The 23,003-nt window shown below is 47.5% G+C and carries 32 protein-coding genes; 26 read left to right on the plus strand and 6 right to left on the minus strand.

Going from position 1 to position 23,003, the window contains the following annotated elements; genetic code table 11:
- Positions 1 to 6: 6 nt before the first annotated feature.
- From AC6I1F_RS05475 to nikR, 4 genes are all read left to right on the plus strand, one after another.
- Entirely contained in the window at positions 7 to 633 is a 627-nt protein-coding gene (locus AC6I1F_RS05475; RefSeq protein ID WP_160335182.1) for a MotA/TolQ/ExbB proton channel family protein, read from the plus strand.
- Between the two features lie 9 nt (positions 634 to 642).
- Complete coding sequence (locus AC6I1F_RS05480) at positions 643 to 1,035, plus strand: ExbD/TolR family protein (protein WP_289163702.1); 393 nt, start codon at positions 643 to 645, stop codon at positions 1,033 to 1,035.
- Positions 1,032 to 1,796, plus strand: a complete 765-nt coding sequence (locus AC6I1F_RS05485) for an energy transducer TonB (protein ID WP_497801637.1) — start codon at positions 1,032 to 1,034, stop codon at positions 1,794 to 1,796. The genes AC6I1F_RS05480 and AC6I1F_RS05485 overlap by 4 nt, the downstream gene beginning before the upstream one ends.
- A 171-nt stretch (positions 1,797 to 1,967) precedes the next feature.
- On the plus strand, positions 1,968 to 2,420 hold the full coding sequence (gene nikR, locus AC6I1F_RS05490) for a nickel-responsive transcriptional regulator NikR (RefSeq protein WP_289163699.1): 453 nt from the start codon (positions 1,968 to 1,970) through the stop codon (positions 2,418 to 2,420).
- A gap of 65 nt (positions 2,421 to 2,485) precedes the next feature.
- Here the strand turns inward: nikR and AC6I1F_RS05495 are convergent, their stop codons facing one another.
- The gene (locus AC6I1F_RS05495; protein ID WP_289163698.1) at positions 2,486 to 3,442 is read right to left on the minus strand and encodes a calcium/sodium antiporter; all 957 of its coding nucleotides are present in this window, start codon (positions 3,440 to 3,442) and stop codon (positions 2,486 to 2,488) included.
- A 1,255-nt stretch (positions 3,443 to 4,697) separates the two neighbouring features.
- Between AC6I1F_RS05495 and AC6I1F_RS05500 the strand changes: the two genes are divergently transcribed.
- Positions 4,698 to 5,867, plus strand: a complete 1,170-nt coding sequence (locus tag AC6I1F_RS05500; protein ID WP_289163696.1) for a tyrosine-type recombinase/integrase — start codon at positions 4,698 to 4,700, stop codon at positions 5,865 to 5,867.
- Between the two features lie 705 nt (positions 5,868 to 6,572).
- Here AC6I1F_RS05500 and AC6I1F_RS05505 read toward each other — a convergent pair.
- Both AC6I1F_RS05505 and AC6I1F_RS05510 read right to left on the minus strand, forming a co-directional pair.
- Entirely contained in the window at positions 6,573 to 6,773 is a 201-nt protein-coding gene (locus AC6I1F_RS05505) for a hypothetical protein (protein WP_160335189.1), read from the minus strand.
- Complete coding sequence (locus AC6I1F_RS05510) at positions 6,755 to 7,267, minus strand: hypothetical protein (protein ID WP_160335190.1); 513 nt, start codon at positions 7,265 to 7,267, stop codon at positions 6,755 to 6,757. Before AC6I1F_RS05510 ends, AC6I1F_RS05505 begins: the two co-directional genes overlap by 19 nt.
- Before the next feature lie 98 nt (positions 7,268 to 7,365).
- Here AC6I1F_RS05510 and AC6I1F_RS05515 point away from each other — a divergent pair, with 98 nt between their 5' ends.
- Positions 7,366 to 7,704, plus strand: a complete 339-nt coding sequence (locus AC6I1F_RS05515) for a hypothetical protein (protein WP_251569478.1) — start codon at positions 7,366 to 7,368, stop codon at positions 7,702 to 7,704.
- Between the two features lie 254 nt (positions 7,705 to 7,958).
- On the opposite strand, the gene AC6I1F_RS05520 is transcribed toward AC6I1F_RS05515, so the two are convergent.
- Both AC6I1F_RS05520 and AC6I1F_RS05525 read right to left on the minus strand, forming a co-directional pair.
- The gene (locus AC6I1F_RS05520; RefSeq protein ID WP_290432875.1) at positions 7,959 to 8,858 is read right to left on the minus strand and encodes a DNA-methyltransferase; all 900 of its coding nucleotides are present in this window, start codon (positions 8,856 to 8,858) and stop codon (positions 7,959 to 7,961) included.
- Between the two features lie 9 nt (positions 8,859 to 8,867).
- Entirely contained in the window at positions 8,868 to 9,335 is a 468-nt protein-coding gene (locus tag AC6I1F_RS05525) for a helicase-related protein (protein ID WP_497801791.1), read from the minus strand.
- Between AC6I1F_RS05525 and AC6I1F_RS05530 the strand changes: the two genes are divergently transcribed.
- From AC6I1F_RS05530 to AC6I1F_RS05570, 9 genes are all read left to right on the plus strand, one after another.
- Complete coding sequence (locus tag AC6I1F_RS05530; protein ID WP_497801795.1) at positions 9,217 to 9,582, plus strand: hypothetical protein; 366 nt, start codon at positions 9,217 to 9,219, stop codon at positions 9,580 to 9,582. The two genes, AC6I1F_RS05525 and AC6I1F_RS05530, sit on opposite strands and share 119 nt — an antisense overlap.
- Positions 9,583 to 9,715: 133 nt before the next feature.
- Positions 9,716 to 10,678 carry a hypothetical protein gene (locus AC6I1F_RS05535; protein WP_251569493.1) on the plus strand — a complete coding sequence of 321 codons (963 nt, stop codon included), beginning with the start codon at positions 9,716 to 9,718 and terminating at the stop codon, positions 10,676 to 10,678.
- Positions 10,671 to 11,240, plus strand: coding sequence for a hypothetical protein (locus AC6I1F_RS05540; RefSeq protein WP_160335207.1), 570 nt, complete (start codon positions 10,671 to 10,673; stop codon positions 11,238 to 11,240). Before AC6I1F_RS05535 ends, AC6I1F_RS05540 begins: the two co-directional genes overlap by 8 nt.
- Before the next feature lie 16 nt (positions 11,241 to 11,256).
- Positions 11,257 to 11,655: a RusA family crossover junction endodeoxyribonuclease gene (locus tag AC6I1F_RS05545; protein ID WP_160335208.1), complete on the plus strand. Its 399-nt coding sequence runs from the start codon at positions 11,257 to 11,259 to the stop codon at positions 11,653 to 11,655.
- The gene (locus tag AC6I1F_RS05550) at positions 11,655 to 12,131 is read left to right on the plus strand and encodes a hypothetical protein (RefSeq protein WP_289164208.1); all 477 of its coding nucleotides are present in this window, start codon (positions 11,655 to 11,657) and stop codon (positions 12,129 to 12,131) included. The genes AC6I1F_RS05545 and AC6I1F_RS05550 overlap by 1 nt, the downstream gene beginning before the upstream one ends.
- Before the next feature lie 146 nt (positions 12,132 to 12,277).
- A complete protein-coding gene (locus tag AC6I1F_RS05555) occupies positions 12,278 to 12,463 on the plus strand; it encodes a type II toxin-antitoxin system HicA family toxin (RefSeq protein WP_160335210.1) in 186 nt (61 codons plus the stop codon).
- Positions 12,460 to 12,867, plus strand: a complete 408-nt coding sequence (locus AC6I1F_RS05560; RefSeq protein WP_160335211.1) for a type II toxin-antitoxin system HicB family antitoxin — start codon at positions 12,460 to 12,462, stop codon at positions 12,865 to 12,867. Before AC6I1F_RS05555 ends, AC6I1F_RS05560 begins: the two co-directional genes overlap by 4 nt.
- 460 nt (positions 12,868 to 13,327) lie before the next feature.
- Positions 13,328 to 13,570 (plus strand): hypothetical protein, encoded by a 243-nt coding sequence (locus AC6I1F_RS05565; RefSeq protein WP_290432867.1) that lies wholly within the window; start codon positions 13,328 to 13,330, stop codon positions 13,568 to 13,570.
- 108 nt (positions 13,571 to 13,678) lie between these two features.
- Positions 13,679 to 14,056, plus strand: coding sequence for an HNH endonuclease (locus tag AC6I1F_RS05570; protein WP_289164243.1), 378 nt, complete (start codon positions 13,679 to 13,681; stop codon positions 14,054 to 14,056).
- 51 nt (positions 14,057 to 14,107) lie between these two features.
- On the opposite strand, the gene AC6I1F_RS05575 is transcribed toward AC6I1F_RS05570, so the two are convergent.
- On the minus strand, positions 14,108 to 14,995 hold the full coding sequence (locus AC6I1F_RS05575) for a hypothetical protein (RefSeq protein ID WP_160336007.1): 888 nt from the start codon (positions 14,993 to 14,995) through the stop codon (positions 14,108 to 14,110).
- 572 nt (positions 14,996 to 15,567) lie between these two features.
- On the opposite strand from AC6I1F_RS05575, the gene AC6I1F_RS05580 reads away from it, so the two are divergent.
- The 11 genes from AC6I1F_RS05580 (at position 15,568) to AC6I1F_RS05630 (ending at position 23,000) form a co-directional block, all read left to right on the plus strand.
- Complete coding sequence (locus AC6I1F_RS05580; protein ID WP_160335215.1) at positions 15,568 to 15,717, plus strand: hypothetical protein; 150 nt, start codon at positions 15,568 to 15,570, stop codon at positions 15,715 to 15,717.
- Between the two features lie 52 nt (positions 15,718 to 15,769).
- Positions 15,770 to 16,222, plus strand: coding sequence for a phage terminase small subunit P27 family (locus tag AC6I1F_RS05585; protein WP_160335216.1), 453 nt, complete (start codon positions 15,770 to 15,772; stop codon positions 16,220 to 16,222).
- Entirely contained in the window at positions 16,206 to 17,912 is a 1,707-nt protein-coding gene (locus AC6I1F_RS05590) for a terminase large subunit (protein WP_497801638.1), read from the plus strand. Before AC6I1F_RS05585 ends, AC6I1F_RS05590 begins: the two co-directional genes overlap by 17 nt.
- Before the next feature lie 89 nt (positions 17,913 to 18,001).
- Entirely contained in the window at positions 18,002 to 19,156 is a 1,155-nt protein-coding gene (locus tag AC6I1F_RS05595) for a phage portal protein (protein WP_289164106.1), read from the plus strand.
- Positions 19,157 to 19,828 carry an HK97 family phage prohead protease gene (locus tag AC6I1F_RS05600; RefSeq protein WP_289164104.1) on the plus strand — a complete coding sequence of 224 codons (672 nt, stop codon included), beginning with the start codon at positions 19,157 to 19,159 and terminating at the stop codon, positions 19,826 to 19,828.
- Between the two features lie 18 nt (positions 19,829 to 19,846).
- Positions 19,847 to 21,013 (plus strand): phage major capsid protein, encoded by a 1,167-nt coding sequence (locus AC6I1F_RS05605; RefSeq protein ID WP_497801639.1) that lies wholly within the window; start codon positions 19,847 to 19,849, stop codon positions 21,011 to 21,013.
- A 58-nt stretch (positions 21,014 to 21,071) separates the two neighbouring features.
- Entirely contained in the window at positions 21,072 to 21,302 is a 231-nt protein-coding gene (locus AC6I1F_RS05610) for a hypothetical protein (protein ID WP_251569505.1), read from the plus strand.
- Positions 21,295 to 21,642, plus strand: coding sequence for a head-tail connector protein (locus AC6I1F_RS05615; RefSeq protein WP_251569506.1), 348 nt, complete (start codon positions 21,295 to 21,297; stop codon positions 21,640 to 21,642). Before AC6I1F_RS05610 ends, AC6I1F_RS05615 begins: the two co-directional genes overlap by 8 nt.
- Positions 21,635 to 21,988 carry a phage head closure protein gene (locus AC6I1F_RS05620; protein ID WP_251569507.1) on the plus strand — a complete coding sequence of 118 codons (354 nt, stop codon included), beginning with the start codon at positions 21,635 to 21,637 and terminating at the stop codon, positions 21,986 to 21,988. The genes AC6I1F_RS05615 and AC6I1F_RS05620 overlap by 8 nt, the downstream gene beginning before the upstream one ends.
- Entirely contained in the window at positions 21,985 to 22,443 is a 459-nt protein-coding gene (locus AC6I1F_RS05625; RefSeq protein WP_251569508.1) for a hypothetical protein, read from the plus strand. Before AC6I1F_RS05620 ends, AC6I1F_RS05625 begins: the two co-directional genes overlap by 4 nt.
- The gene (locus AC6I1F_RS05630; protein WP_251569509.1) at positions 22,440 to 23,000 is read left to right on the plus strand and encodes a phage tail terminator protein; all 561 of its coding nucleotides are present in this window, start codon (positions 22,440 to 22,442) and stop codon (positions 22,998 to 23,000) included. The genes AC6I1F_RS05625 and AC6I1F_RS05630 overlap by 4 nt, the downstream gene beginning before the upstream one ends.
- The last annotated feature ends 3 nt before the right edge of the window (positions 23,001 to 23,003 follow it).

Consider the following 23,003-nt stretch of genomic DNA (forward strand, 5'->3'; position numbering starts at 1 on the left):
AGCGTCATGAACTTTACACAGATATACGATCTTATCGGATGTGCCGGCGTTGTCCTCTTTATCGTCGGTATCGCGGCGGTGTACATCACCGTCTGGAATATTATTTATTTAAGAGGTGTACTGAGGAGCTTCAAACAGAGTTTCCGCGGAATGGAAAACACGACCGCGGAACGGATTCGCCGCGCGTACGGCAAGAGCACCAATCCGCTTATCTGTATTGTTCGCGATGTGGTGACGACGCACGCGGCTCACTCTGAAGATATTCGAGCGGAGGTCGCATATCTGTTTCATAAGAACTTCAAGCCGGTCAACAACGCGCTGACTTGGCTGAAACTGATTGCCGCGGTTTCCCCGCTGCTCGGACTGCTTGGCACCGTTCTTGGTATGGTTCGTGTATTCAGAGCGATTGCGGAGAACGTTTCTCCTGATCCGACCATGCTCGCGGCCGGCATTTGGACGGCGCTTGTAACAACAGTCATGGGTCTTGTGGTTGCGATTCCTGCTCTGATGGCCTATTACTATCTGACGCTGCGCATTAAGGAGCTCAGAATCGAAGCGGTCGAATACAGCTACCGTTCTCTCGAATCCGCAAGGGTCGCGGCTAAGTATGAGGCGGAGCAGGCTGCAGCCTAGGAGCACCGGATGTTTGATGAATTCGATGAAGAACCCAGAATCGACCTGACGCCTCTGATTGACGTGATTTTCATGCTGGTGATTTTCTTTGTCATGACGATGACGTTCAGCAAACCGGTGCTCGACCTTGTGCTTCCGTCCGCGGACAATTCGGTTGTGCGCAAGAAAGAGGCCGAGCTGGTATTAAATGTTAAATCCGACGGGTCGATTTATCACGAAGGCGCTCTTGTCATGAAAGAGGATCTGCCGCAGTTCCTCGACGAACACCCGGACGGGATGCTGAACCTTATGATTGACGAGAAGGCGCCCTTCGAGTCATTCGTTTCTATTGTTGATGTGGCAAAGCACAAGCGAGGAGGCCGCTTTGTCATCAGCACCAGAGCCGCGGAGTCGGTTAAATGAGATCAGTGCCGCGGGAGGATAAAAATGTCCGCAAAGCCAAACGAATCGCAAAGGTTTTAGTGCTATTGGCGTTGGGTTTCATTTTTTGGCTGATCAGAGGGCATAAAGATGAAACAGTTGTTCCGGTTCAGCCGATGCAGCTGATTGAGCTTTCCTTTGAGCAGTTTGTGCCTCCGCAGCCGGCGCCCGAGCCTCAGCCGGAAGAAAAGCGGCTGTTAGCGGAGGACTCAGATCTAAAAACTGCTCCGGAACCAGAGCCTAAACCCGAACCTGAACCGGAACCCGTCAAGGAACCTGAGCCGATACGCGAACCGGCAAAACCGCCGGAACCGGTGAAGCCGGAGCCCGTGAAGCCTAAAAAGGCAGTGAAAAAAGAAATTCAAAAGACAGTTAAGAAGACTGTGACTCAGGATCCTCCTACTCAGTCGACGTCCGCAGCTAAAACCGAAGGCAATGAGAGTGTCAATGAGCTTAAAACCCGCAACACCATTGCTTCTATGCTGGTAGCGCTCGTGGAAAAGCGCAAACGTTACCCGAAAGCGGCGAGAAGGGCCGAGATGGAAGGCGTAACGGAGGTTCTTTTTACTGTCGACAAAACCGGGAAGATAACGGCCGCTTCAGTGAGCCAGGCGAGTGGAAAAGGCCCTCTGGACCGCGAATGCGAGAGTTTGGCAGCGCGTCTCGTCGGTATTGAGCTTGGCGTATCAAATCCCGGACTGAAGCTTACCGTTCCGATTCGTTTCACACTGAGCGACAGTTAATTTGCTTGTGAGAGGTCACAGTTAGACCGAAGACTTTCTCTCGGAGCGGTTGGGATAAGTCGGACCCGGACAGTCGGGTCAGTTTTGGATTTGATTAGCGGAGTTTGGAGGCGCAATCCCTGAAACGGACTTGCTTTGTTAAACTGTCAAAAATTTTTCGTAGGGTGCGCTATGGATAGAATTACCATCTCTCTGGATGAAGAACTTTCTAAGGCCTTTGATAAATATGTCACTTCAGAGGGATATAAAAACCGTTCGGAAGCCATTCGGGATTTGATTCAGGAAAAGCTTCTAGAAGTTCAGCTCGATGCGGACAAGGGACAGTGCGCTGCGGTTGTCTCCTACGGTTACAACCACGAAGAGCGCAATCTGGCTCAGAGGATGGTTAAGCATCAGCACCTGCATACCGAACTTGTGGTTTCTTCTATGCACGTTCACTTAGACGAGCACAATTGCGTCGAAACGGTCGTGCTGCGCGGAGCAACGGCCGATGTTAAGGAGCTCGCAAAGAAAATGCTGTCTGAAACACACGTTGCGCACGGCGCGGTCAACTATTTAGTCGCGGACAACTCAGGCCATGTTCACGGGCATCATCACGAAGGCGAGGGCCATTCGCATTCTTAATTGTCTTTTTTCTAAAACGAAGAGGAGCGGTTTGCGCTCCTCTTTAGTCTTATTTGTTCCGAGTTTTAAATACGTGAACAGGTAAGCGTGATGTAGCCGGCGTATACGAGCAGTAGAAGAATTCCTTGCCAGCGTGAGAATTTGGAAAGGATCATTGCCGGCACAATAGCGATTAATCCGACAAAGAGGCAGGCGGGAAGGTCGATCATGGCCATGGAAGGCGAAATCGGCAGCGGTTTTCCTGCGATAAGGGAGGAGAGCGGCATGATGAGTGTCAGATCAATAATGTTGGCGCCTAAGATATTGCCGATGGAAAGCGCTGACTGACGCTTGATGATGGCGGTAATTGTCGTGATCAGTTCGGGCAGTGATGTGCCGACCGCGACCAGAGTCACGCCGATGACGCGTTCCGGAATTCCGATATGCTGAGCGATCAGACTTCCGTTATCGACAAGGAGCTGAGCGCCGATGATAATGCCGGCAGCACCGAAGATGAATTTTGCAGCGATGACTCCTTTACTGACATTTTCTATTTCATCTTCGCTACGGTCTTTTTTCTGCCGCATATGATGAAGGGCGTCTCGGATATTTTCCCAGATAAAGAGAGCGAATATTGCGATTAAGGCGCAGGATATCGGGATAGAAACCTGACCGAAGAAACCGCAGAGCGCGATCAGAGCTGCGGCAGTGAGCATCAGGATCGACTTCAAAAGGTAAGTTTTACGATTAATGGCGCCCGGCATAAAGATAATAGCGAGAGCCATGATGAGTCCGATGTTCGCAGTTACACTGCCGACAGCATTTCCGATAGAAAGATCTACTTTCCCCTGAGCTGCGGCCATGCAGGATACGAGCATTTCCGGGAGGGTGGTGGCGACACTGACGATAGTCGCACCCACAATAAGTTTAGGAACACCGGTTTTTTCCGCGATCCAAGATGCGGCATCCACAAAATAGTCTCCGCCCTTGATCACAAAGATCAGGCCGAGAACGAATAGGGCGATTGTTATAGCTAATTCCATGTTATTTCAGCTTTTATGTTTATCTATTAACCGTCGGGGTGCTGAACATGGATGAAATAGACACGACCCATGAACAGCCTCCGGCCATCATGAGTCTCGTAAATTAAAGCAAGCCAGGTCTAAGACCAGGATGTTGACTTGCTGCGCAGTGCGCATACTACTCCCTCACGGAAATGGGAATGATATATCAAAAAATAAACCGTCGTCAAAGATTTGGGGTTCAGATTTTGGTTTTCCTGACGGACTGTCAATTGTGAGTTAGCAAACGGTAGGAAAGTTTGATTACGGAAAAGATGAAGAATTTGTGCCGGAAGAGGGGGATTGATTTGAGAAGAGAGGGTGAGGCGCATCATATTTTTTTTAATTTAGGCGTCAGCAAGCGGATAATTTCCGAACTTACGGCTTAAATGTTGAAAATACTGCGCACTGAAGATAATTAAACAAGCACATAGCCCCATTAAATTCAGCAAACAAAAGTTCCAAAGAATAAACGGGCCTGTCGTGCGGTAAAAAGTTTAGCCGGGGATTTTTGATGAACGTTTTCTTCGCCCTCTGGAACAGGCGGATATATATAGGTTTTAGCGGAAGAGGAAGATTTGGCGGAAGAGGGTTTTATTCACGATGTGCCGGCGGAAAACAGTTGATGCATCCGCTTATTCGCGAGCTAATTTGTTTGAGAAAAAGCTCCCTCTGAGAGGGGATACTGAAAATCATACTTATTTTTCTATTAAAACTCGTATCTTAACGTCGCGCGTGGATTATCTCTCTCTCCGCAACGTTGGTACGAGGATGATCTTGTAATCAATATACAAGTCTCCTGTGTCTGCTCAGCCCTGTATAGTTTTACGCCGATCGGGAGCGTAATCGATGTCTCCGATTGGCTGTCGAGGGTCGAGAGTTACTAGGCCGAGCTGAACAAGCAATTAAATTCTGCGAGCAGAACCACAAATGAACAGCAACCTTGAATTTCGGATGTAGGCCAATCTGTGGGCCATTTTGTTTTGATCTTTGGAAAGCCACATGGATATTGAGGTATTGGCGGAAGAGGTGTCTTCCGCTATATGCCGTTATATGTTATCTCAAACCTATGACATAGATATGCCAAAACTATGACAAATCCCCGTAAATAAAGAGGTTCGGCAGTAAGTCTATTTTTTTATTCGGCTCATAGTGTGGACATACTGGGACATCTATAGGACAATTTTAATAAAATTGTGGGGGTCCCAATTGGGGGACGGTTTGAAGGAACTGGATAATGGCGCCGAAATTTACTCTGAAAAAAATTCTGTCACTGGCTGATGGTCGTTATTCTACGGATGAGAAAGGGCTATCACTGAAAATTCGTGGTGTACGACGATCGTGGATTTACCGTTACACGTTTGACGGTAAACGTCAGGAAATCAATATTGGGAACGCCAGAGAAATTTCTCACCAAAAGGCGCTCGAGAGAATAACGAAAATAAAATTAGAGTTAATCGACGGGAAGGATCCGAAAACAAAGAAATCGGCGCCGGTCTGTGGAGACAGTTCAATTAAATTTGAGGATTTTTATGAATCGGCGATCCATGAAATCGCATCCGTGAAATTGTGGAGGAATAAAAAACATGCGCAGCAGTGGCTCAATACAGTTCGAGATTATGCGGTTTCGGGGTTGACGGGGCTAGAAGTCCGTGACATTACAGTGAATGATATTGCTCGCGTTTTAAAACCCATTTGGACAACTAAAACCGAAACTGCCAGCAGAGTGAGAGGCCGGCTTGAGAGCATTTTTTCTTATGCTATTTTGACTGGCGTTTATCAGGGTGCAAATCCTGCAGCATGGAAGGGTTCACTAGCGCTGCTCCTGCCGCCAGTTTCAAAGATTAAAAACGTGGTTCACCATGAATCTATGCCTCATGCGGAGTTGAAGGAACGAATCGGGCAAATTTATCCTCCAACCGGACCTGCAAGAGCGCTGATCCTGTTCACAATTTTAGCGGCATGCCGTATTGGAGAATCGGCGCCGGCTAAATGGGATGAAATTGATTTTGAAAATAGGATTTGGACCGTGCCCCCCGAAAGACGAAAAGACGGGAAGAGCGAGGGGCACCGTGTGCCATTGACGGCGCATATGATTGAGATATTGAACGGTCTGCCTAGGACCAGTGAATTCGTTTTTGCGTCGTTTGGCGGCCACGTGAGTAAAGAGAGTCCGCGAGTAATTATTCAGAAAGTTTTCCACACTCATGCGACGATGCACGGTATGAGGTCGACGTTCAGAGATTGGGCAGCAGAGAATTTAATTCATGATGTGCTTGCAGAAAAACAGTTGATGCACGCGACAGGGAGCGAGGTCGTGCAGGCATATCAGCGATCTGATTTGCTGGAGAAACGGCGTTCTATGATGGAGCAGTGGGATTCATATCTATTTTCCAGCTCAGAATAGATCTCAACAAACGCACAAGGCCGGCTCCTTGCGGATACCGGCCAATTTTCAGCTTACAGCTTCGTGCGGATTAACTCCCATAACACCAGAACGAGGATGATTTTGTAATCAATATACAAATCACCTGTCCATATTATCGTGTTATGTGCGATAATCTCCCACGAGGAATTAAATGGTGTTAGCATTTACGTACCTCATGAAAAATTGACTCTGCCCGTGCTGGTAACACGGGCTTTGTCGTTTCTACACCCTTTCGGGACCCTTACGGCTTGCGCCGCAATCCTTTGCTAATTCCTGAAATTAAGGGATTGGCGCAGGTTTCAGGGCTGAGATTTCAACGCCTTTGCATTTATTCTTTGTGGTTCGATGATTGTAACCCGGTTTCTTCTGCAGCCGTTTCCTGCTCCTAAAAAACTAATGAGAGCATCGCTCTCACTAGTTATATTGCTCGCTGCGTTATCTGCCACTAAACAGGCGCTCCCATCCTGTCGATAATTGCCTTGATGTCACGAGATCTCCAAAGTTTTTCTTGACGGAATCCGCGGCCTGGAGCGGGTAGGATGCCGTCCTTTGTCCATCGTGAAATTGTTTTCAACGAAACACCAAAGAACTCTGCGAGCTGATGCTTATCTAATAACAGGTGATTTTTCAGAATCTCGTTGTTGTATCGGTTTTTGTTTCTTTCAACTTGTGCCGGTGTCATGATTAGTCCTGTTTAGTTGATTTACTGACTTGTTCCTTAGACTCATCGATAGCCATGATCTGCCGGAAGAGAGTATTTTTTAGATCCTTGGCGCCGGCTACGTCGCTCTTATGAGTCGCGTTGTTTGACTGCGCAATCAGAAAGTAATTGAGCATGCGCATAACCAGAAGCGCCTCCTGTTTGGTTAACTCAACTTTTTGCATTTTTCTCTCTCCGTTTTCTTTAGATTTTCGAGCGCTTTTCTATGCGCCCAATCGAATTCATTCATCGTCCGTCTCGGCGATAACGTCATAGCCTCTTTGAGCATCGGGATGATGATTGCGAATGCAGCGCTGATTGCCTTCAATTCGTCACCCGTGGCGATGAATCTTGTGGTCTTTTTCTCATACTTTCGATCAATCAGTGCGTCGAGCGCGTGCTTCCCATTGGTGAGTATCGGGAGAACCTCTGAGAGCTCCAGCTGATCCAGCGTCTCAAATCTCTGATGGACGAGGCCGATCGCCCAAATCAGAACATCCTCGATCCAGTCGATTTCATGATTTGTGGCGTTACCCGTGGGAAGCGTGCACTCAACATAGAGCGCAACGTCGTTCAGCTGAGCTTCGCACTGGCGCCGTTGCTCTTCCGAGTAGTAAGGACCGACGCGGACGGTTATCGGTTTGTATTTCTTGTCACGTTTTTTCTTGCTCTTTGGCATGGTAGATATTCCTAAGGAGTGCCGGTCTTTCCCGGCTGCCACCTCCGCGAGATAATTAAGTTGCGAACTTTTTTTGTAACTATCCCTACGGAGGAAATATGAGTGAAAATTCAAAGTCGGCAGCGTTTTCGATGTCTTCTGAGCAAGCGGTTCAAGTCCTTTGCGCAGCGCTTCAGGGCGGAGCGATTAAACTCCCCTTTGGCGGCGTGATTGACCAAGAGACACTGAATAAGTATTTGGACAGCGGAGATTACCGAAGTGCCGTTGTCCATCATGGCAAGGATGGGCAACACATCGCTTCCTGTTTTGTTTCTCGCCAGCTTTCTATTTATTCTCAGGCCGATGTCGTCTACTTGACGATGCTTTTTATCGGACTTCAGCGAGGGCTTACGGATAAGGAATTGTCCGAGTTTTTCATCTCGGCCGCCCAAAAATGACCTAAGATCAATCAGTATGCGAATGAGAAATCTAATCTGATTTTGATATTCTAGTTTTGAGTCAATGCTTTTCTCGAGTGCGGCCTGCCAAATCATCCGGGCCGCTTCCTTGCTGATCAGGATCGGGTGAGATTCTCCACCAGCAGCGGATATCCCCGGGTAGCCTCCAATGCTTAACGATCTGACGGTTTCTTCAATTAAGCACAGATCAATGCGGGATTTTTCTTTGTTTTTTGGCATGATTGTCTCCTCTGTCAGATACCGAGATCGTTCTGCTGCGCGGCGTATTCCATTTCCGCCATACGCATGTTCTTTACGGCCTGAGCGAAATACGACTTCTTCAATTCAATGCCGATCGCCTTGCGACCCATCTTCACCGCCTGATATGCCTCGGAGCCGATGCCTAAAAATGGCGTAAAGACCACATCTCCGGGGTTACTCCACATGGTGATGGAGCGTTCGATTACGTCCAGCTGGAGAGGACAGATGTGTCGTTCGTCGTCGCTGTCTCGTGCAGAGAGTCGCTGCAGAGTGTTTGAGGGGTTTATGTCATGCCACACGCATTCCGCCCACCGCTGCCACTGTGAAACGGGGAAGTCCTCCGGCAGGTGAGAAACCGCCTCCGGATTGTCTCCGGGTTTTCTCATGACGATTAGATAATCAGGGACTCCCATGCGGGAGAGGCAAGAATCCTTTTTAAGCTGCTTATAGAGTAGGCCGATTGCCTTCGTGCGCTGCATAGCAGTAACCGGATCCTTTCTGATTGTGATTCTGGGGCAGTGCAGCACAAAGCCGACATCCTCAAACATGCGGATCAGTTGACCGGAGAAATCTCTCAGTCCGATGATGCCGTCTCGCTGTTTGCTCATTGGCAGGTCCATGCAATGAAATGCCATGATGCGTCCCGGCATCAGTATGCGGTAGAGATCAGCAGCCAAGAATGAAAAATGCTTAAAAAATTCCTCGGAGTTTTTAGAGTTGCCCAGATCACGCTCGCTGTTGGAATACGTGTAGAGGCTCTCAAAAGGAGGACTGTAGACAATGTGATGGATGGAGTTGTCAGGGATGCCCTTGACGATCTCGCAGCTGTCTCCGTTGTAGACTTCCCATCCGTTTCCGGATGCCTGTTCGATCACGTTGATCTTATTTGTCATGTTCATCTCCTACGCTGCCGGTGTTAACCAGCTCGGTGTGGTCATAGTTGTTTTCGGTTTGTAGTCGTCTAAATCCCGCTTAGCGGATTTGATGTTTGCTTTATTGGTTTCTTGGCATGAGGCGATCATGCCCGCGAGCATTTCCTGAAATTGAGCCTCTTTGCGGCGGATGTTCTCTACGACGGCGCCCTCGCGTTCATCGGTGATGATGTGGACATTGACGGATTGAGTCTGTCCGAATCTCCAGCAGCGGCGTACAGCTTGGTAGTACTGCTCAAACGAATCGGACAGCCCTAAAAAGGCCATGTTGTGGCATCGTTGGAAATTGAGGCCCATGCCAAAAATTAGTGGTTTACTGATGAGCACCTTGATCTCACCGGAGGCAAAACCAAGCGCCGCAGATTCTTTTCGCTCTGAAGAATCGCTTCCTCTGCTCTTTTCTACTGATGGCGCTGTATGGAGTGTTGCAGTGAACAGACTGGAAATATTGGAATTCTGTCTCACGGAGCTGGAAGAAGTCGCTCGTGAACGCATCACACCGGCTAATTTTCTGAAAAGCCGCAGCGCAGTAAGAGCCATTGCCAGAGAGGTGAGATGCAACATGCCCTTCTCAGGAGACGGTACGACATTCGCACTAATGATGAATATGGCGTATCTGCGCGGCTGGATCGAGGGCCGAATATGTGAAATAAACGCGCGGCAGAAATACCGTCGAGCCAAATAAGGACATCCCTATCAAACAACCCATCAAGGAACCATCATGAGATCAGAGTATGAATTCAAGCAAGCGGGAATTCCGTATTTATTGGGGACGAAATACAGTCCTGTTATATCCTGATAACGGCGCAGAGGTCATTATGGCTAGATACAGAAAGGTTGACGTGCGCATGTGGAATGATGCCAAAGTCGCCAAGTTGAGCGATGAAGGCAAACTGATATTCTTCTTTTTGCTTACAGCTCCACAGACAACTATGATCGGAGCTATCCCGATTGATAAATATACCGTATGCAGATATTTAAATATGGATGCTAAACGGTATGGCATAGGGTATCAGCAACTAAAAAATATGGGTATGGTTGAGTATGACGAGAGAGGGCTTTTCTTCATTCGCAACTTCCTTAAATACAATCCGCCTGACAATCCTAAAGTGGTCTCCGGGTGGTCTTCGTTCCTTGATGTCTTTCCGGAATGCGAATTACTTGGAACTATCGCAAAGTCCGTAATTACGGCATGTCTCGCCAGGGGTGATAAATATATTGATGCGCTCGGTAAAGAGTATAAGGAACTCGCTGGATACGGTATCGGTAACGGTATGGCATTCCAGAGAACAGAGAACAGAGAACAGGAATTAATTAATGTTGCTACGCAACATATGTCCGCAGAGGAAAAAACGCCCTCTGCTGACCTTCCGCCGGAGCCGCCGCAGGAAGAAACTCTGACACTCAACTCGGACGCCTCCGCAGAGTTGACGCCTGCTCAGCGAGCGGTCAGGGTAGGAAAGCATTGCCCTCAGCAAAAGATCATCGATCTTTATCACGAGGTTCTGCCAGCTCTGCCTCGGGTGCGAATTTGGAATACGGCTAAACGCAAGCAAATGATGGCTGCTCGATGGCGTGAGATGGCAAGTGATCAGGAGTTTCAAAGCGAAGCTGAAGGGCTGGATTTTTTCAGACGTTTTTTCGAGTTTGTCAGTCATTCCCCGTTTCTCATGGGACAGTCAAAAAACGCCGACGGCCGATCTTGGTGCGCTGATCTTGAATGGCTGCTGAAGGCTGAGAACTTTACGAAGGTTTGTGAGAGGAAGTATCACCGTGACTAAAAAAAGTTCATTTGATTTCTCGGTAGAGAGTCCGCAAAAGAGTCCAAAATATTCTCCGATTGGCTGCGCAGCTCATGGATGTCCGTGTTTCATCGATGGCGCCGGTATTGCTCAGCGGAAAAATGTATGCTGGTTTCATGATGGGATAGACCCGCGAGATTGGGGCAACGTGACCTTCAAGGTGCGACGCTATGAGCCGCTGATTCGGCTGGCTAATGCGATGCTGTACGAGCCGCAGAAATACAATTTTTTGGCTCATGATGGAAACGCTCGGATCGAAAAGGTTAATCGGTTTCTTGATCGGTTTGGATTGGACTTTCTCCACATTCGGGATGATCTGATCGGATGCAACAAGCAGGGGCAGCGGGTTTATCGATCTGAGTCTGCTTACGAATTTGCCTATCGTCTGAATCGGTGGATCACGGATGAAGTTCGCAAAGGTGCCGCATTAGCCGGTAGTCAAAGCGGAGCCGATGGAGACGATCCGGAGCTAGACCCGTTTTCTCGTTTAATTTATTCACTCAAAACGCCGAAGTCTGCCTTTACAGATAAATTCGCATAAGAATAAGGATGCCCGTATGACAGTCATTGACGTAACAATACCCATGAAACCGGTTCCGAAAGAACGCCCGAGGACAGGAATCGGTCATGTCTATACGCCGAGGAAGACAAAAATCGCAGAGACGGCAATTAGCTACGCAGTGAATGCTGAAATGAAGAAGAGGAGAATCCCGCCATTTAGAAACGAGGCTCTCAGAGTGACGGTTCTATTCTCATTTTCTACAGCGGATAAGAAAAGAATTAACACGCCGAAGAAGACACGGCCAGATATTGACAATTTAGGTAAGACCGTACTGGATGCACTAAACGGAGTGGCATTTAAGGACGATGGTCAGGTGGCAGATTTTATCTGTAGGAAAGAATTCTCAGCAAACGATTCGATAACAATCTCAATTGAACCAATCCAGGCGGCTTAATGGAAGAAAAGAAATACAACCGAGAGGATATGCTGTACAGGCTGAGTAACTGGAGGCGCGTTTATGGAGATCGGCGCCGGCAGGGAGTGTCTATTACAGAAATCTGCTGCAGATATGCCAGAGCAAATATTAAACGCAGAAGAGAGACGCCAGAGGAGAGAGAGGAAAGAGAGCGCGAGGAGCTCCAATACAGAGAGCCGGTTTTACTGCCGCCGGATTTTCGAGATGCAAACATCCTGCAGTCGGTTTGGATGTGGCTTCCGGAGAAGATAAATGAGGTTCCGGTTAAGTCGATTGTTAAGCTGCTGGCATTCGGGACATGGAAAGAGTACAGAAATCACCTCAGAAGTTTAGGGGCTAAGAGAATGGATCGATTTATTGATTTTTCTTTGAGAGTGTTTTTTGAAAGGATTTGCCGCTATGAACAAAAGATCAATTCTCCAGTGGCTAACGATGATAGTTTTAAAGTGGAATAGTCGCTAGAGACCTAAGTCTGCCATTTACTCTCTAAAAGGTCATTAGAAAGAATCAAGCGTTCTGCGGAGCTTCCTTGACTATTTTCGAGGAAAACTCTTGGCATTATGAATTAGCGTGTGTATAATGCGCATTAAAGAGAGGTTTTATGAAATTCAGCGAGCTTGAAAAGATATTAAAAAATGATGGATGGGCTTTAAAGAGTGTTCGCGGATCTCATCATCATTACGTTCATCCGTCTAAGCCTGGAAAAGTAACGGTTCCTTTTCATGCCGGGGATTTGAAACCTAAAACAGTTAAGTCAATACTGAAACAAGCGGGGTTAATGCAATGAAACTAATTTATCCTGCGATTTTTTACGCAGACGAAAACTCGAATGGCTATACCGTCGAGGTGCCGGATTTGCCTGGTTGTGTTACGGAAGGAGATTCCCTTGAAGAGGCTTTAGAAATGGGAGTTGATGCCGCCAGCGGTTGGATCCTGGACGAACTTGAGGAGGGAAGAGTAGCTCCTCCAGCTTCTTCTCCGCTCGAACTAAAACCTGAAGAAGGAGGGTTCGTCAGCCTTCTGACATTAGATATAGATTCTTATGCTGAGAAATATGGGGATAAGGCTGTACGCAAAAATCTCACTATTCCTGCATGGCTCAATACGTTTGCCGAATCCAGACATATCAACTTCTCAGATGTACTTCAAAACTCTCTTAAAGCTTTGTATAGAAAAGAGCAAGGAGTTTAATAAACAGGAGTTTCCGAGAGGTCTATGACTAAATTGTTGCAAATGATAGTAGATATAAGCTAAAATAGCTCCGACAATTCAGTCCAATGGACACCACTGGCCATACGGTTTCAGATAATCTAAGAGCGCTCGAAAGGCGCTCTTAGCGTGCCCGAAAGAAATGTAGAACCCCGATCGAGAGACGGGGTTTTAGTGTTTCCGGATACAGAATTCCTTTGTGAATCGAGCCCCGTCTCGTTAAAACGGTCTCCGATGGGATGTTTGAGGGTTGCAGTCGGCGCATCGGCGCCGGCTGTTTTTTAATCTGATCCACGAGGACTAAATGAAGTGGTGATTAACTTGTTATTAACCATTAACAGAAGATTGGTCAGCAAATTCCCTAAATTTTTTGACAAAAAGCATTGTTGTTAAGCATTTGTGATACATTCCCAAGGGTAGAAAATTTATTTTAGGAGGAACGATGCCAGAAAGACTTAAGTGCTTAGCGCTTGGTTTTGTTGCGCTTGGATCAGTTCTTTCTATGAGGCGTCATGTTGAGTTATCGGCTGACCCTTTCAAAATGGACCGATCTAAATTAAGGGCCGATATTGGAAAAGTTGCGGAAGATATGGTGCAGGGAGTGAAGAAGGTGCAGGATGAACAATCCAGAAAGTCTCCTGATCTGTTCAGTTCCGGCAGAAAGAGATTACGAAATTGTCGCTAGAACGAGTTAGAAAATAAGGAGCATCACAGCCACGCCGAAGCTTCGGCGCCGGTTGATCTTTTCGACCTTTAAATAGAGCTCAGGTTAATTCCTGAGCTTTTCTGTTTTATGAAAGCGATAAAAACGATTTGTTCATGGCCTGGCTGCCACTGTGTAGTAGATATGCCGGAGCGATACTGCTTAAAGCATAAGGAAAAGGCGGCGCAGCGCAGAGAGGTTAATAGGCTGACTGCTCACCAGAGAGGATATAACTCAGAATGGCGCCGGGCAAGGGCGCTGTTCTTATCGGATCATCCGATATGTGAAGAGTGCAAGAGGGAAGGAAAGGCCAGTGCCGCTACTGTTGTGGATCACATCGTCCCGCATAAAGGTAATAAAGCCTTGTTTTGGGATGAATCGAATTGGCAGGCGCTGTGCAAACACTGCCATGATGTGAAAACAGCGAAGGAAGACGGCGGATTCGGGAACACCAATCGCTATTCATAAGTTCTTATCGGAGGAAACCAAAAGGATGCTATGAAAATAGATACAGCTTTTTTATTTACGACGATATTTGTGGCCGCGTTTTTTACGCTTTCTGGAGGACGCTACGAGCAGCTGTTTGTCAAATCCCTTGCTTATGGGTGGATTTTGCTTTGTTTGTTGAATGCCTTGTACTGGTTGTTGAAAAATTACTTCAATAAATTCTGGAAAGGAAGCGGGAAGAGGAATTCCAAGGAAAGCTAGGAATGTATACAGACTATAAAGGTAAAGGATGTAATTAAAGATTTTCTTTGCCTGTCTTTTGACTCTTCTTGCATTGCCTCTCTTTTTGGACCGCCCGAACTTGCTTAACAGTACATTCCCATACTCTTCTTCCGGGACGCCTTCTAAGGATTTAAGAATCTCTCGTATAGGAGTTTTGGAGTCAATCTTTCCAAAATATGCCTTGCATTTTTCAAGCCTCCGAAGGTTAAAGAGCAGCTCTTCAGTGCGTGGGGTGTTCAGAAGTTTAATGGGACGATTTACAATGGTATTCAGTAAAGAATTGGTGTTTGAAAAGGGTTTTAAACTCTTAACAATAGATGACTCAAGAGAGTGGAAAATTTTTGCTTGGTCTAAGCCAATTTGAGATAACTGTTTGTCTATGTCAGCAACTTTTTGAAACAGTTGCGAGATGTCTTTTTGAAGCTTGGATGTTCCTAAAAAAACATCTAAATCAGGTAGCTCCTCTGATTTATTGATTTGTTCAAGGTAATGAAAAAGTCTCTGACTTTTTGAATGAAAGTCAGTTAAAGGTTTTGTCAAACTTTCGCAGATATTCGATAACGAGTCGAAGAGCTTATCCCATTCTTGAAACAATAGTGAAGAAGAGGCAGTTATCCCCCTCCAGTTGGTTTGTGAAAGCTGCGAAGGAGCGGGACCGTGAGATTTATTTGAAGTCATATTTTTCTTTTGTCTGTTAATACTCGGATTTTATAAAAAAGAAGGTCTTTTCCCTAATAGGGAGGGGTGGTGAAAAAGTGAAATGACGAGATCATTTGAGACCGCGCCCCCAGCTAAATTTTTGTGCGTGCAAAATGGGAATTTTAAAAAGAAATTGACAGAAAGCGCCGTCCGCTTTGGGTTTATCAAAAAAGCCTCGCGCGCGCATGTGCGCGCGGGTGAGAGACGGAAATAAAAAATTAAACCCCGTTCAGTAGTGAGCTGAGCGGGGTTTTTAGTCGGAATTAGAAGAGGTAATTCCATGGATAAAATTATACGTGATATAGGAGACTTAATCACTATGAGTTTGAGTCTGCCACTGTTTTTAGCTATCCCGATTTGGATGGTTTTTTATAGTTTTTGTATCTCGTTTTCTTTGATCTTGATTTTCAAGGCGATCAAGGTGATAAGAGAGGTATTTAAGAATTGGTAAAAGATAAGTAAACCCCGTTCAGTAGTGAGCTGAGCGGGGTTTTTGTTGGTTGACTAGGAAGATGTCAACCTTAGTAAAGCTATCTTTGAGGATTATAACAATGAACATGGAAGAAGAGATTATGTTCTTGAAAGAAAGACAGGCTTTCTGGAAAGGTGTAGTCGCTGGGGTTATTGCTTCGGCTGCGTTCTTTTCGGGACTGGTGGCGCTAATTTATTACATGGTGCAAATTGTCCAGGCAATTAAATAGGTAATTCTAGCGAGCTGATCGAGTTTTACCTGAAGATTCAACAGAGGCAGCTATGGCCGGAAGACCACGAAAAAGCGACGAAGTCAAAAAAGCGCAAGGTACTCTCCAGCGCTGCAGGATTAACCGGAAACAGTTCGATGTTGAAGGAGAACTGCCGGCAGCTCCCCCGCCATCGCTTACTGAAGAAGCCAGATCGGCATGGTCAATGGCAGTGCGATGCGCTCCGAAGGGACTGCTTACTGTTCTTGACCACGGAGTTCTGGAAAGATGGTGCCGCAGCTATGCGCTCTATCGGAAGTATGCGAAGAAGGTAGAAGCGGGCGACGTTGAGCAGTGTCATCCGGAATCAGGGATGCGTTCTCTTACGCCTACGGTAACGATGATGATTCAGGCTCATAAGATGATGCTGCAGTGCGAAAAGGAGCTCGGTTTTTCTCCGTCCGCAAGAAATAAAGTCAAGGTTGAAGTGAAAGATGATGAAGAAGCAAATGCCTTCCTTGAGTAGGCCGAATTATTTTGAGATTGCAAAGAAGTACGCAAACGACGTGGTTCAGGGCCGATTACCGGCTTGCGATCTCGTTAAAAAGGCGTGCCAAAGACAGCTAAACGACTTAATCAGGTACGGAGACGGTCATAAATTTATCTTTGATAGTGCGTCCGGAGATCGTATCTGTTGGTTTATTGAACACCTGACGCACGTTAAAGGGGAACTTGCGGGAAAGGAAATCAGGCTCGAGCCGTGGCAGGTTTTTATTCTTCATACGGTCTTTTCGTGGAAAACCCCTGCCGGTACAAGACGATTTAGGCGCGTCTATATTGAAGTTCCGAGGGGCAACGGAAAATCAAGCCTTTCAAGCGGAGTCGCTCTGTTTTGTCTTTGCGCAGATCGGGAGCCTGGCGCAGAGGTATATTCGTTTGCGACGACTCGGGACCAAGCCAAGATCGTGTTTGGGGACGCAAAGGAGATGGCAAAGCAGAACTCGAAACTGCGCAACGCCTTTAATCTTCAGACGCTGGCTAATGCGCTCTATGTTCCGAAGACAAACAGCTACTTCCAGGCAAAGTCCGCTGAAGGCTCAACACTGGACGGCTTGAATACGCATCTGGCTGTCATTGACGAACTGCATGCGCATAAAACCCGGGCGGTCTACGACGTTGTAGAGACATCGCTGGGCAAGCGGCGTAACTCACTGATGTGGGTGATCACGACCGCTGGCTTTGATACGGCAGGAGTCTGCTATGAGGTCCGGTCATTTGTGCGGCAGGTCCTGAATAAAGAGGTCGAGGATGAAAGCCAGTTTGGAATTATCTACGGCCTGGATGAAGGCAATGACTGGACAAGCGAGGCTGCGCTGCAAAAAGCGAATCCGAATTGGGGCGTCAGTGTTCGGCCTGAGATTATTAAGTCTTTGCAGTCTAAAGCGATAGCCAGACCGAGCGCAGCAAATAACTTCAAGACCAAACACTTAAATGTTTGGTGTTCTGCCGCTTCCAGCTGGATGGATATGATCGCTTGGAATTCTTGCGAGGCAGGGATAACGCTCGATGATTTTGAAGGGTGCGAGTGTTATATGGGCTTGGACTTAGGCGCTAAGAATGACTTGACGGCAAAGGTGCTTGTATTTCCTCGCGAGAATGAAGCAGGGCGCCGAATTTATTATGTGTTTGGCCAGTATTACGCACCCCGGGCGGCGCTGTTAAAGTCCGGTAACTCTCAGTATGACGGTTGGGAGACGCTCGGTTATCTGCGGGTGAGCGACGGCGCTGTAACCGACTTTGATCAGATCGAAGAGGAGATACTGGAGGACTGCCGGCGGTTTCAGGTTACGGCTGTCGCATATGACCCGTGGCAGGCGACTCAGCTAGCCGGGCGCCTCTCAGATAAAGACATTCCTATGGTCGAGTATCGCAATACAGTACAAAACATGAGCGATCCGATGAAGTGGCTTGAGGCTTTGGTTCAGGATAGACGTATTGCTCATGACGGCGATCCAGCGCTCGCTTGGATGATGGGGAATGTTGTCGCTAAACGAGACTTCAAAGATAACATTTTCCCTAGAAAAGAGGTCTACGAGAACAAAATTGACGGCGCTGTAGCGTTGATTATGGCGTTAGGGATGTGCGTAAACGAGGAAACAGCAGGGGCTTTTGAGGAATATGAAAGCGATTCTGAGGTTCCGTTCTTCAGTTGGTAAAGATCATGATAGTAAAAAGGCTTATAAATTGGGTCTCTGGATGGGGAGGACCTCTCGGGTTCTCATCCGGTGAGCAGATAGCGGTTCCGGTGGAGCCGCTTTTTTCTGACCTAAAAGAGATTGAAGAGTCAAAGGCGCTGCAGATATCGACTATTTTTGCCTGTACTGAGCTGCTGGCTAATACGATGTCCACCTTTCCGATATTTATATACAAAGGAAGCAAAGACAAAGGGAGAGCTCCGGATAGAAACAGCAACATCTTCACTCTGCTTCATGACAAGCCGAATGATTGGATGACGCCTTCGGAGTTTGTATCGGCAATGGTGATCAATAGGATGCTGCGAGGCAACGCCTACGCGTTGATCCAGAGAGGCGCCGACGATGAACCGGTTGCACTGATTCCGCTGCCGGCCGAGCAGGTAGAAATGACAGTTATAGGGAATCGGGAGACGTATATCTACTACTTAGACGGTCAGGTAAATGTCTATTCCGGCGACAATATTATTCACTGGAAAGGGGTCGGCAACGGGTATAAAGGGCTGTCAAAGATCAGATTCATGAGTGCGACAGCGAACGAGGCAGTGAATGCGCAGAGTAATGCGACTAAGTTTTTCGGGGAACGATCTAAACCCACCGGCGTATTGTGTACCGATCAGAAACTGGGAGATTCGCAGTTTAAAGAGGTCTTGAAACGATTCTCAGGGATGGCAAAAGGAGATGGGTCGGGCCTATTCCTGGTTGACCGCGGATTTAATTACTCTTCTATGTCGCTTTCTCCGCAGGATGCTCAGCTTCTGGAGACAAGAAAATACAACGTTGAAGAGATTTGTCGGTGGTTTGGTGTGCCGCCGGTTCTTATTGGAGCTTCCGGTGTGACCACATGGGGATCCGGAATTGCCGAGATCGTTTCCGGTTTCCATAAATTTACGCTGGCGCCGTTGTGTACTCAGTTTCAGCAGGCGTTAACTCGCAAACTGATTCCTGTATGGGACCGAGATAAATACACAATTGAAATGAAGTTGGATGCGCTGCTGAGATCAAATCCGCAGGAGCGGGCGGCGTACTACTCCCAGTTGGCGCAAAACGGGATGATGACAAGAAACGAGGTTAGAGGGCTCGAAAATCTGCCGCCGGCGGAGGGTGGCGATGAGTTGACCGCTCAATCGAACTTAGTACCGCTAAAGAATCTTGGTCAGGTAAAAACTACTTCTAATCCGCCGGATGGATCACTAGTGAGGCAATAAATGACAAAACTGCAATATAAAACCATTGAACTAAAAGATGTTGAATTGAAGTCCGAAGAGGATGGAGCAACTTTTTCCGGATATGCGTCCGTTTTTAACGGCAATGATTTAGTGGGTGACACGATTCTTCCGGGGGCGTACAAGGATGCGATTGAAAACTTCACTCCGAAAATGTTTTTTAACCATGATTCTTACAATCTTCCAATCGGTAAGTGGGTCAAAGTCGAAGAGGATGAGAAAGGACTGAAGGTTATCGGAGAGCTGACTCCCGGGAATCCTCAGTCAGAAGCAGTCAAAGCGGCTTTAAAGCACGGTACTGTTGACGGCCTTTCCATTGGTTACAAACTGGTAGCATCAGGCTACAAGCGTAAAAAAGACGGCGGCAGAACGATTGAAAAAATCGAGGCTCTTCCCGAGATTTCGATCGTCACTTTTCCATGCGATCAATCGGCAAGGATTGATTCAAAGAGCGAAGACATTGACGAACTAAAGACAGTAAGAGATTTTGAAAACTACCTGCGGGATGCAGGCGGTTTCTCCAAAGCTGAGGCCACAGCGCTGTGTGCCAAAGCTCGGGCCGTATTTTCGGATCAGGGGGAGCCTGATGGCGAAGAAAAGGCGCAAAAAGAAGTCTGCGAGCGCATCAAGGCGCTGGCAGAGCGTTTTAACTAAACCAAAAGGAAACTCTAAATGAATGAAGAAATGAAAACGGTAATGGCTGCACTTGAGACCATTGAAAAGAAGATGAGTACTCAAGTATCAGCTGAACGATTCGACGAACTGGCAGAACAGCAGGCAAAACTTGCAAAACAGATTCTTGATCTGCAGCAGAAGGGGCTGAATCTTAATATTCCTCAGAAGAAGGCTGTGAAAAGCATTGGCGAGCAGGTGGTAGATAACAGCGCGTTCAAGTCCTATCTCGCAGGAAGCGCAACTAAATGCCGCTTTGAGATCGCCGAGGCGAAAGCAGACGATCAGGGCGCAACTGTTGAGCTTGAAAATCCCATGCTCACTCCCGGGGATGGCGTTTTACCGACGTACAGACGACCGGGGATTTTGCCGAAAAGTGTACGTCCGCTGTCCATCGAGGCGCTATTCCCGAGTTCTCCTATCTCCGGCAATTCGTTTGAATATGTTCAGGAGAAGGGCTTCTACAATGGAGCAAATGTAGTCAAGGAAGGCAGCCAGAAGCCGTTTTCTTCGATTAAATTTGAAGTTAAGACCGGAAAAGTGCACACCGTCGCTCATCTGGCCAAGGTGTCCAAACAGATGCTTGAGGACGCTCCCGCCCTGATTTCGTACCTTAACAATCGCATGACCTACGGCGTTGATCTTGTTGTTGAAGATATGCTGATCAGCGGTGAAGGCGGCGAAAATGAACTTTCTGGCATCTTTACAGAAGGCAATTACACGCCGGTTAACGCAACAGCCGGAGATTTAGGCAGCGCTCCTAATCTCTACGATTTAATCCTGTTTGCAAAGTCCAAGATTCAGCAGGCTTATTTCCGCCCGAACATGATTCTTTTGAATCCGGCAGACTGGGTGAAGATGCTCTTTGTCAAAAATAGTTCCGGAGATTATTACCTCAGCGGCCCCGTCAATGTAGCCGCTAAGACGCTGTGGGGGCTTCCTGTTCTTGACTCTCAGGCAATCCCTGAAGGCAAGTTCATGGTAGTAGACACCACTCAGGCGGCTACTGTTTGGCATCGTTCCGGTCTGACGCTGGAGATGTTCGAGCAGGATGCGGATAACGTTCAGAAGAACTTAGTCACCATCCGCGCTGAACGCCGCCTTGGTTTCAGCATCGAGCGTCCGGAGGCGTTGGTTGGAGGAACTTTAGCTATTCCGACAGCATAATCAGGGCATTTTCTCTGCGATATAGGGCCTTCGGGCCCTTATTTTTTAGGAGTTTGATATGCAGATTGAATTTACAAAAAGCGCTGTAACGTTGTTTGGAGCAGTAGAAAAGGGCGATGTTCTCAATATTTCGGATCAAAGCGCGCTCGCTTTCATCCAGGCAGGGATTGCAAAGATTCCGAGCAAAAAGAGAGAGAGTAAAGCCAAAAAAACACCGGCAGAAGAGAAAAATCTGAAACCGCAGGATTCTGAAGAGACAACTGCGGAGCCGGAGAACTCGAATGAGTGATAGGGACTCAGCGGCTGAAGCGGTCACTCTAGAGGAACTCAAGCAGCATCTGCGTGTCGAGCATGACGCTGATGATGATCTTATCCGGTCGCTCGGTCTGGCCGCGGCAGAACATGCGGAGCACTTATGCGGCAGAGAGATTGTTCGGCGCAATGACCCGATGGCGATCTGCGACTCGATCAGCGGGGTTCCTGCCAGTATTCAGACATGGATCAAGCTGTATGTGACCGATCTCTATGAACGCCGCTCAATTACAGAGGGCGGAGAGTTCAAGATCAGGAACTACGATCATCTACTGGATCGATGGATTGTTTACTCAAGGAGCGACCCAGATGAATAATCCTAGCGTTGGCGCCTTAAATAAGCGCGTCAGATTCGAGTTCAAAAAGACGATCCCGAATGATCAGGCAGGATTTACTAACAAAACGGTCTCAGAGTTCACGGTTTGGGGGCGCATTGAGCCGGTAGGCTCGCAGATTTTTTGGGATGCTCAGCAGCTTGAGAAAGGTGTGACGCATCGGGTATATGTGCGCAGCATTCCGGGCAAAACGCGGCCTCAGGACCTCGAAAAAGTGATTCGTATCGTCTGCGATGGTCTCCGCTATCGCATGCGGCGAGTGGCAGATATCGCAGGAGAGGATCGTTTTACCGTGATTGAGGTTCAATCTGAAGGAGTTCAGCCATGAGCGCGGGATTTGTAGAGGTTAAAACTCCGGACGGCTTGAAGTTTGTTGACTTTGATAAAAAGGTCATTAAACGAAGGCTGAGAAAAGTCGGACGGATCATTCAAAAGGAAGCTCGTCGGCTCATCAGCCGTCAGGCGGTATCCGCTCCGGGAGATTTTCCGGGGACTGATACGGGAGTGATGAGTGACTCAGTCAAGGCAACGGTCTCACGTTCCGGGCATTCAGTCTGGATTCGTCCGACTAAAACAGCAGAGATGCGGGACTTTTATCCCGCATTCGTCATTTACGGCCATCGTGGTCCTAAAACCGACTCTCAGAGCCAGAGATCTAAAAAGCGCAAAGGGAAGAAGGTTGCTGAGCCACGTAAAAACTTCATTGAGGCCGCCGCAAATAACTACGCGCCTGAGTTTGCGGAAGATATGGAGGCCGCGTTTGACGAAGGAATTAAAACATGAAACTTCATTTGAATGAAATTATTACGGCGCTCCGAGCGCGATGTCCGAGTTTTGGGGGTCGAGTGGCGGGCGCGTCTCAATGGGCGGTAGATCGGCTCTCGGAGGTCGAGGATCCGGACTATCCGGCCGCGTACGTTGTTTTGGAAAACGAACAAGGCGGGGAAGCCACCATAAATGGTCAATATAACCAGCACGTTGATGTGTCATTTGCGGTCATTGTGATGGTAGGCAATCAAGATAGAGAGGATCTTCGAGGTCAGAACACTCTGGAGCAAATCGACAGCATCAGAGGAGAGCTTTTCAAAGCGCTTCTATTTTGGAGTCCTGCGGAGAGACAGCTTGAAAAAATCGTATTTGACGGGGCTGAATGCATTCTCTTAGACCCTGCTCGGATGGCGTATCGGTTCGATTTCAAAACGCGGTATCGGTTGGATAGATCAGATACCTATCAGGTGGTTGAACAAGAGTCTTATCCGAATTTCAATGCCGCAAATCTGGATTTAAGCGGTGAGCAAATCAGTGTTAACGGACAAATTTTATTAGAGAAGGAGAAATAAAAG

The organism is Parasutterella sp. St.1A3 (assembly GCF_059728705.1).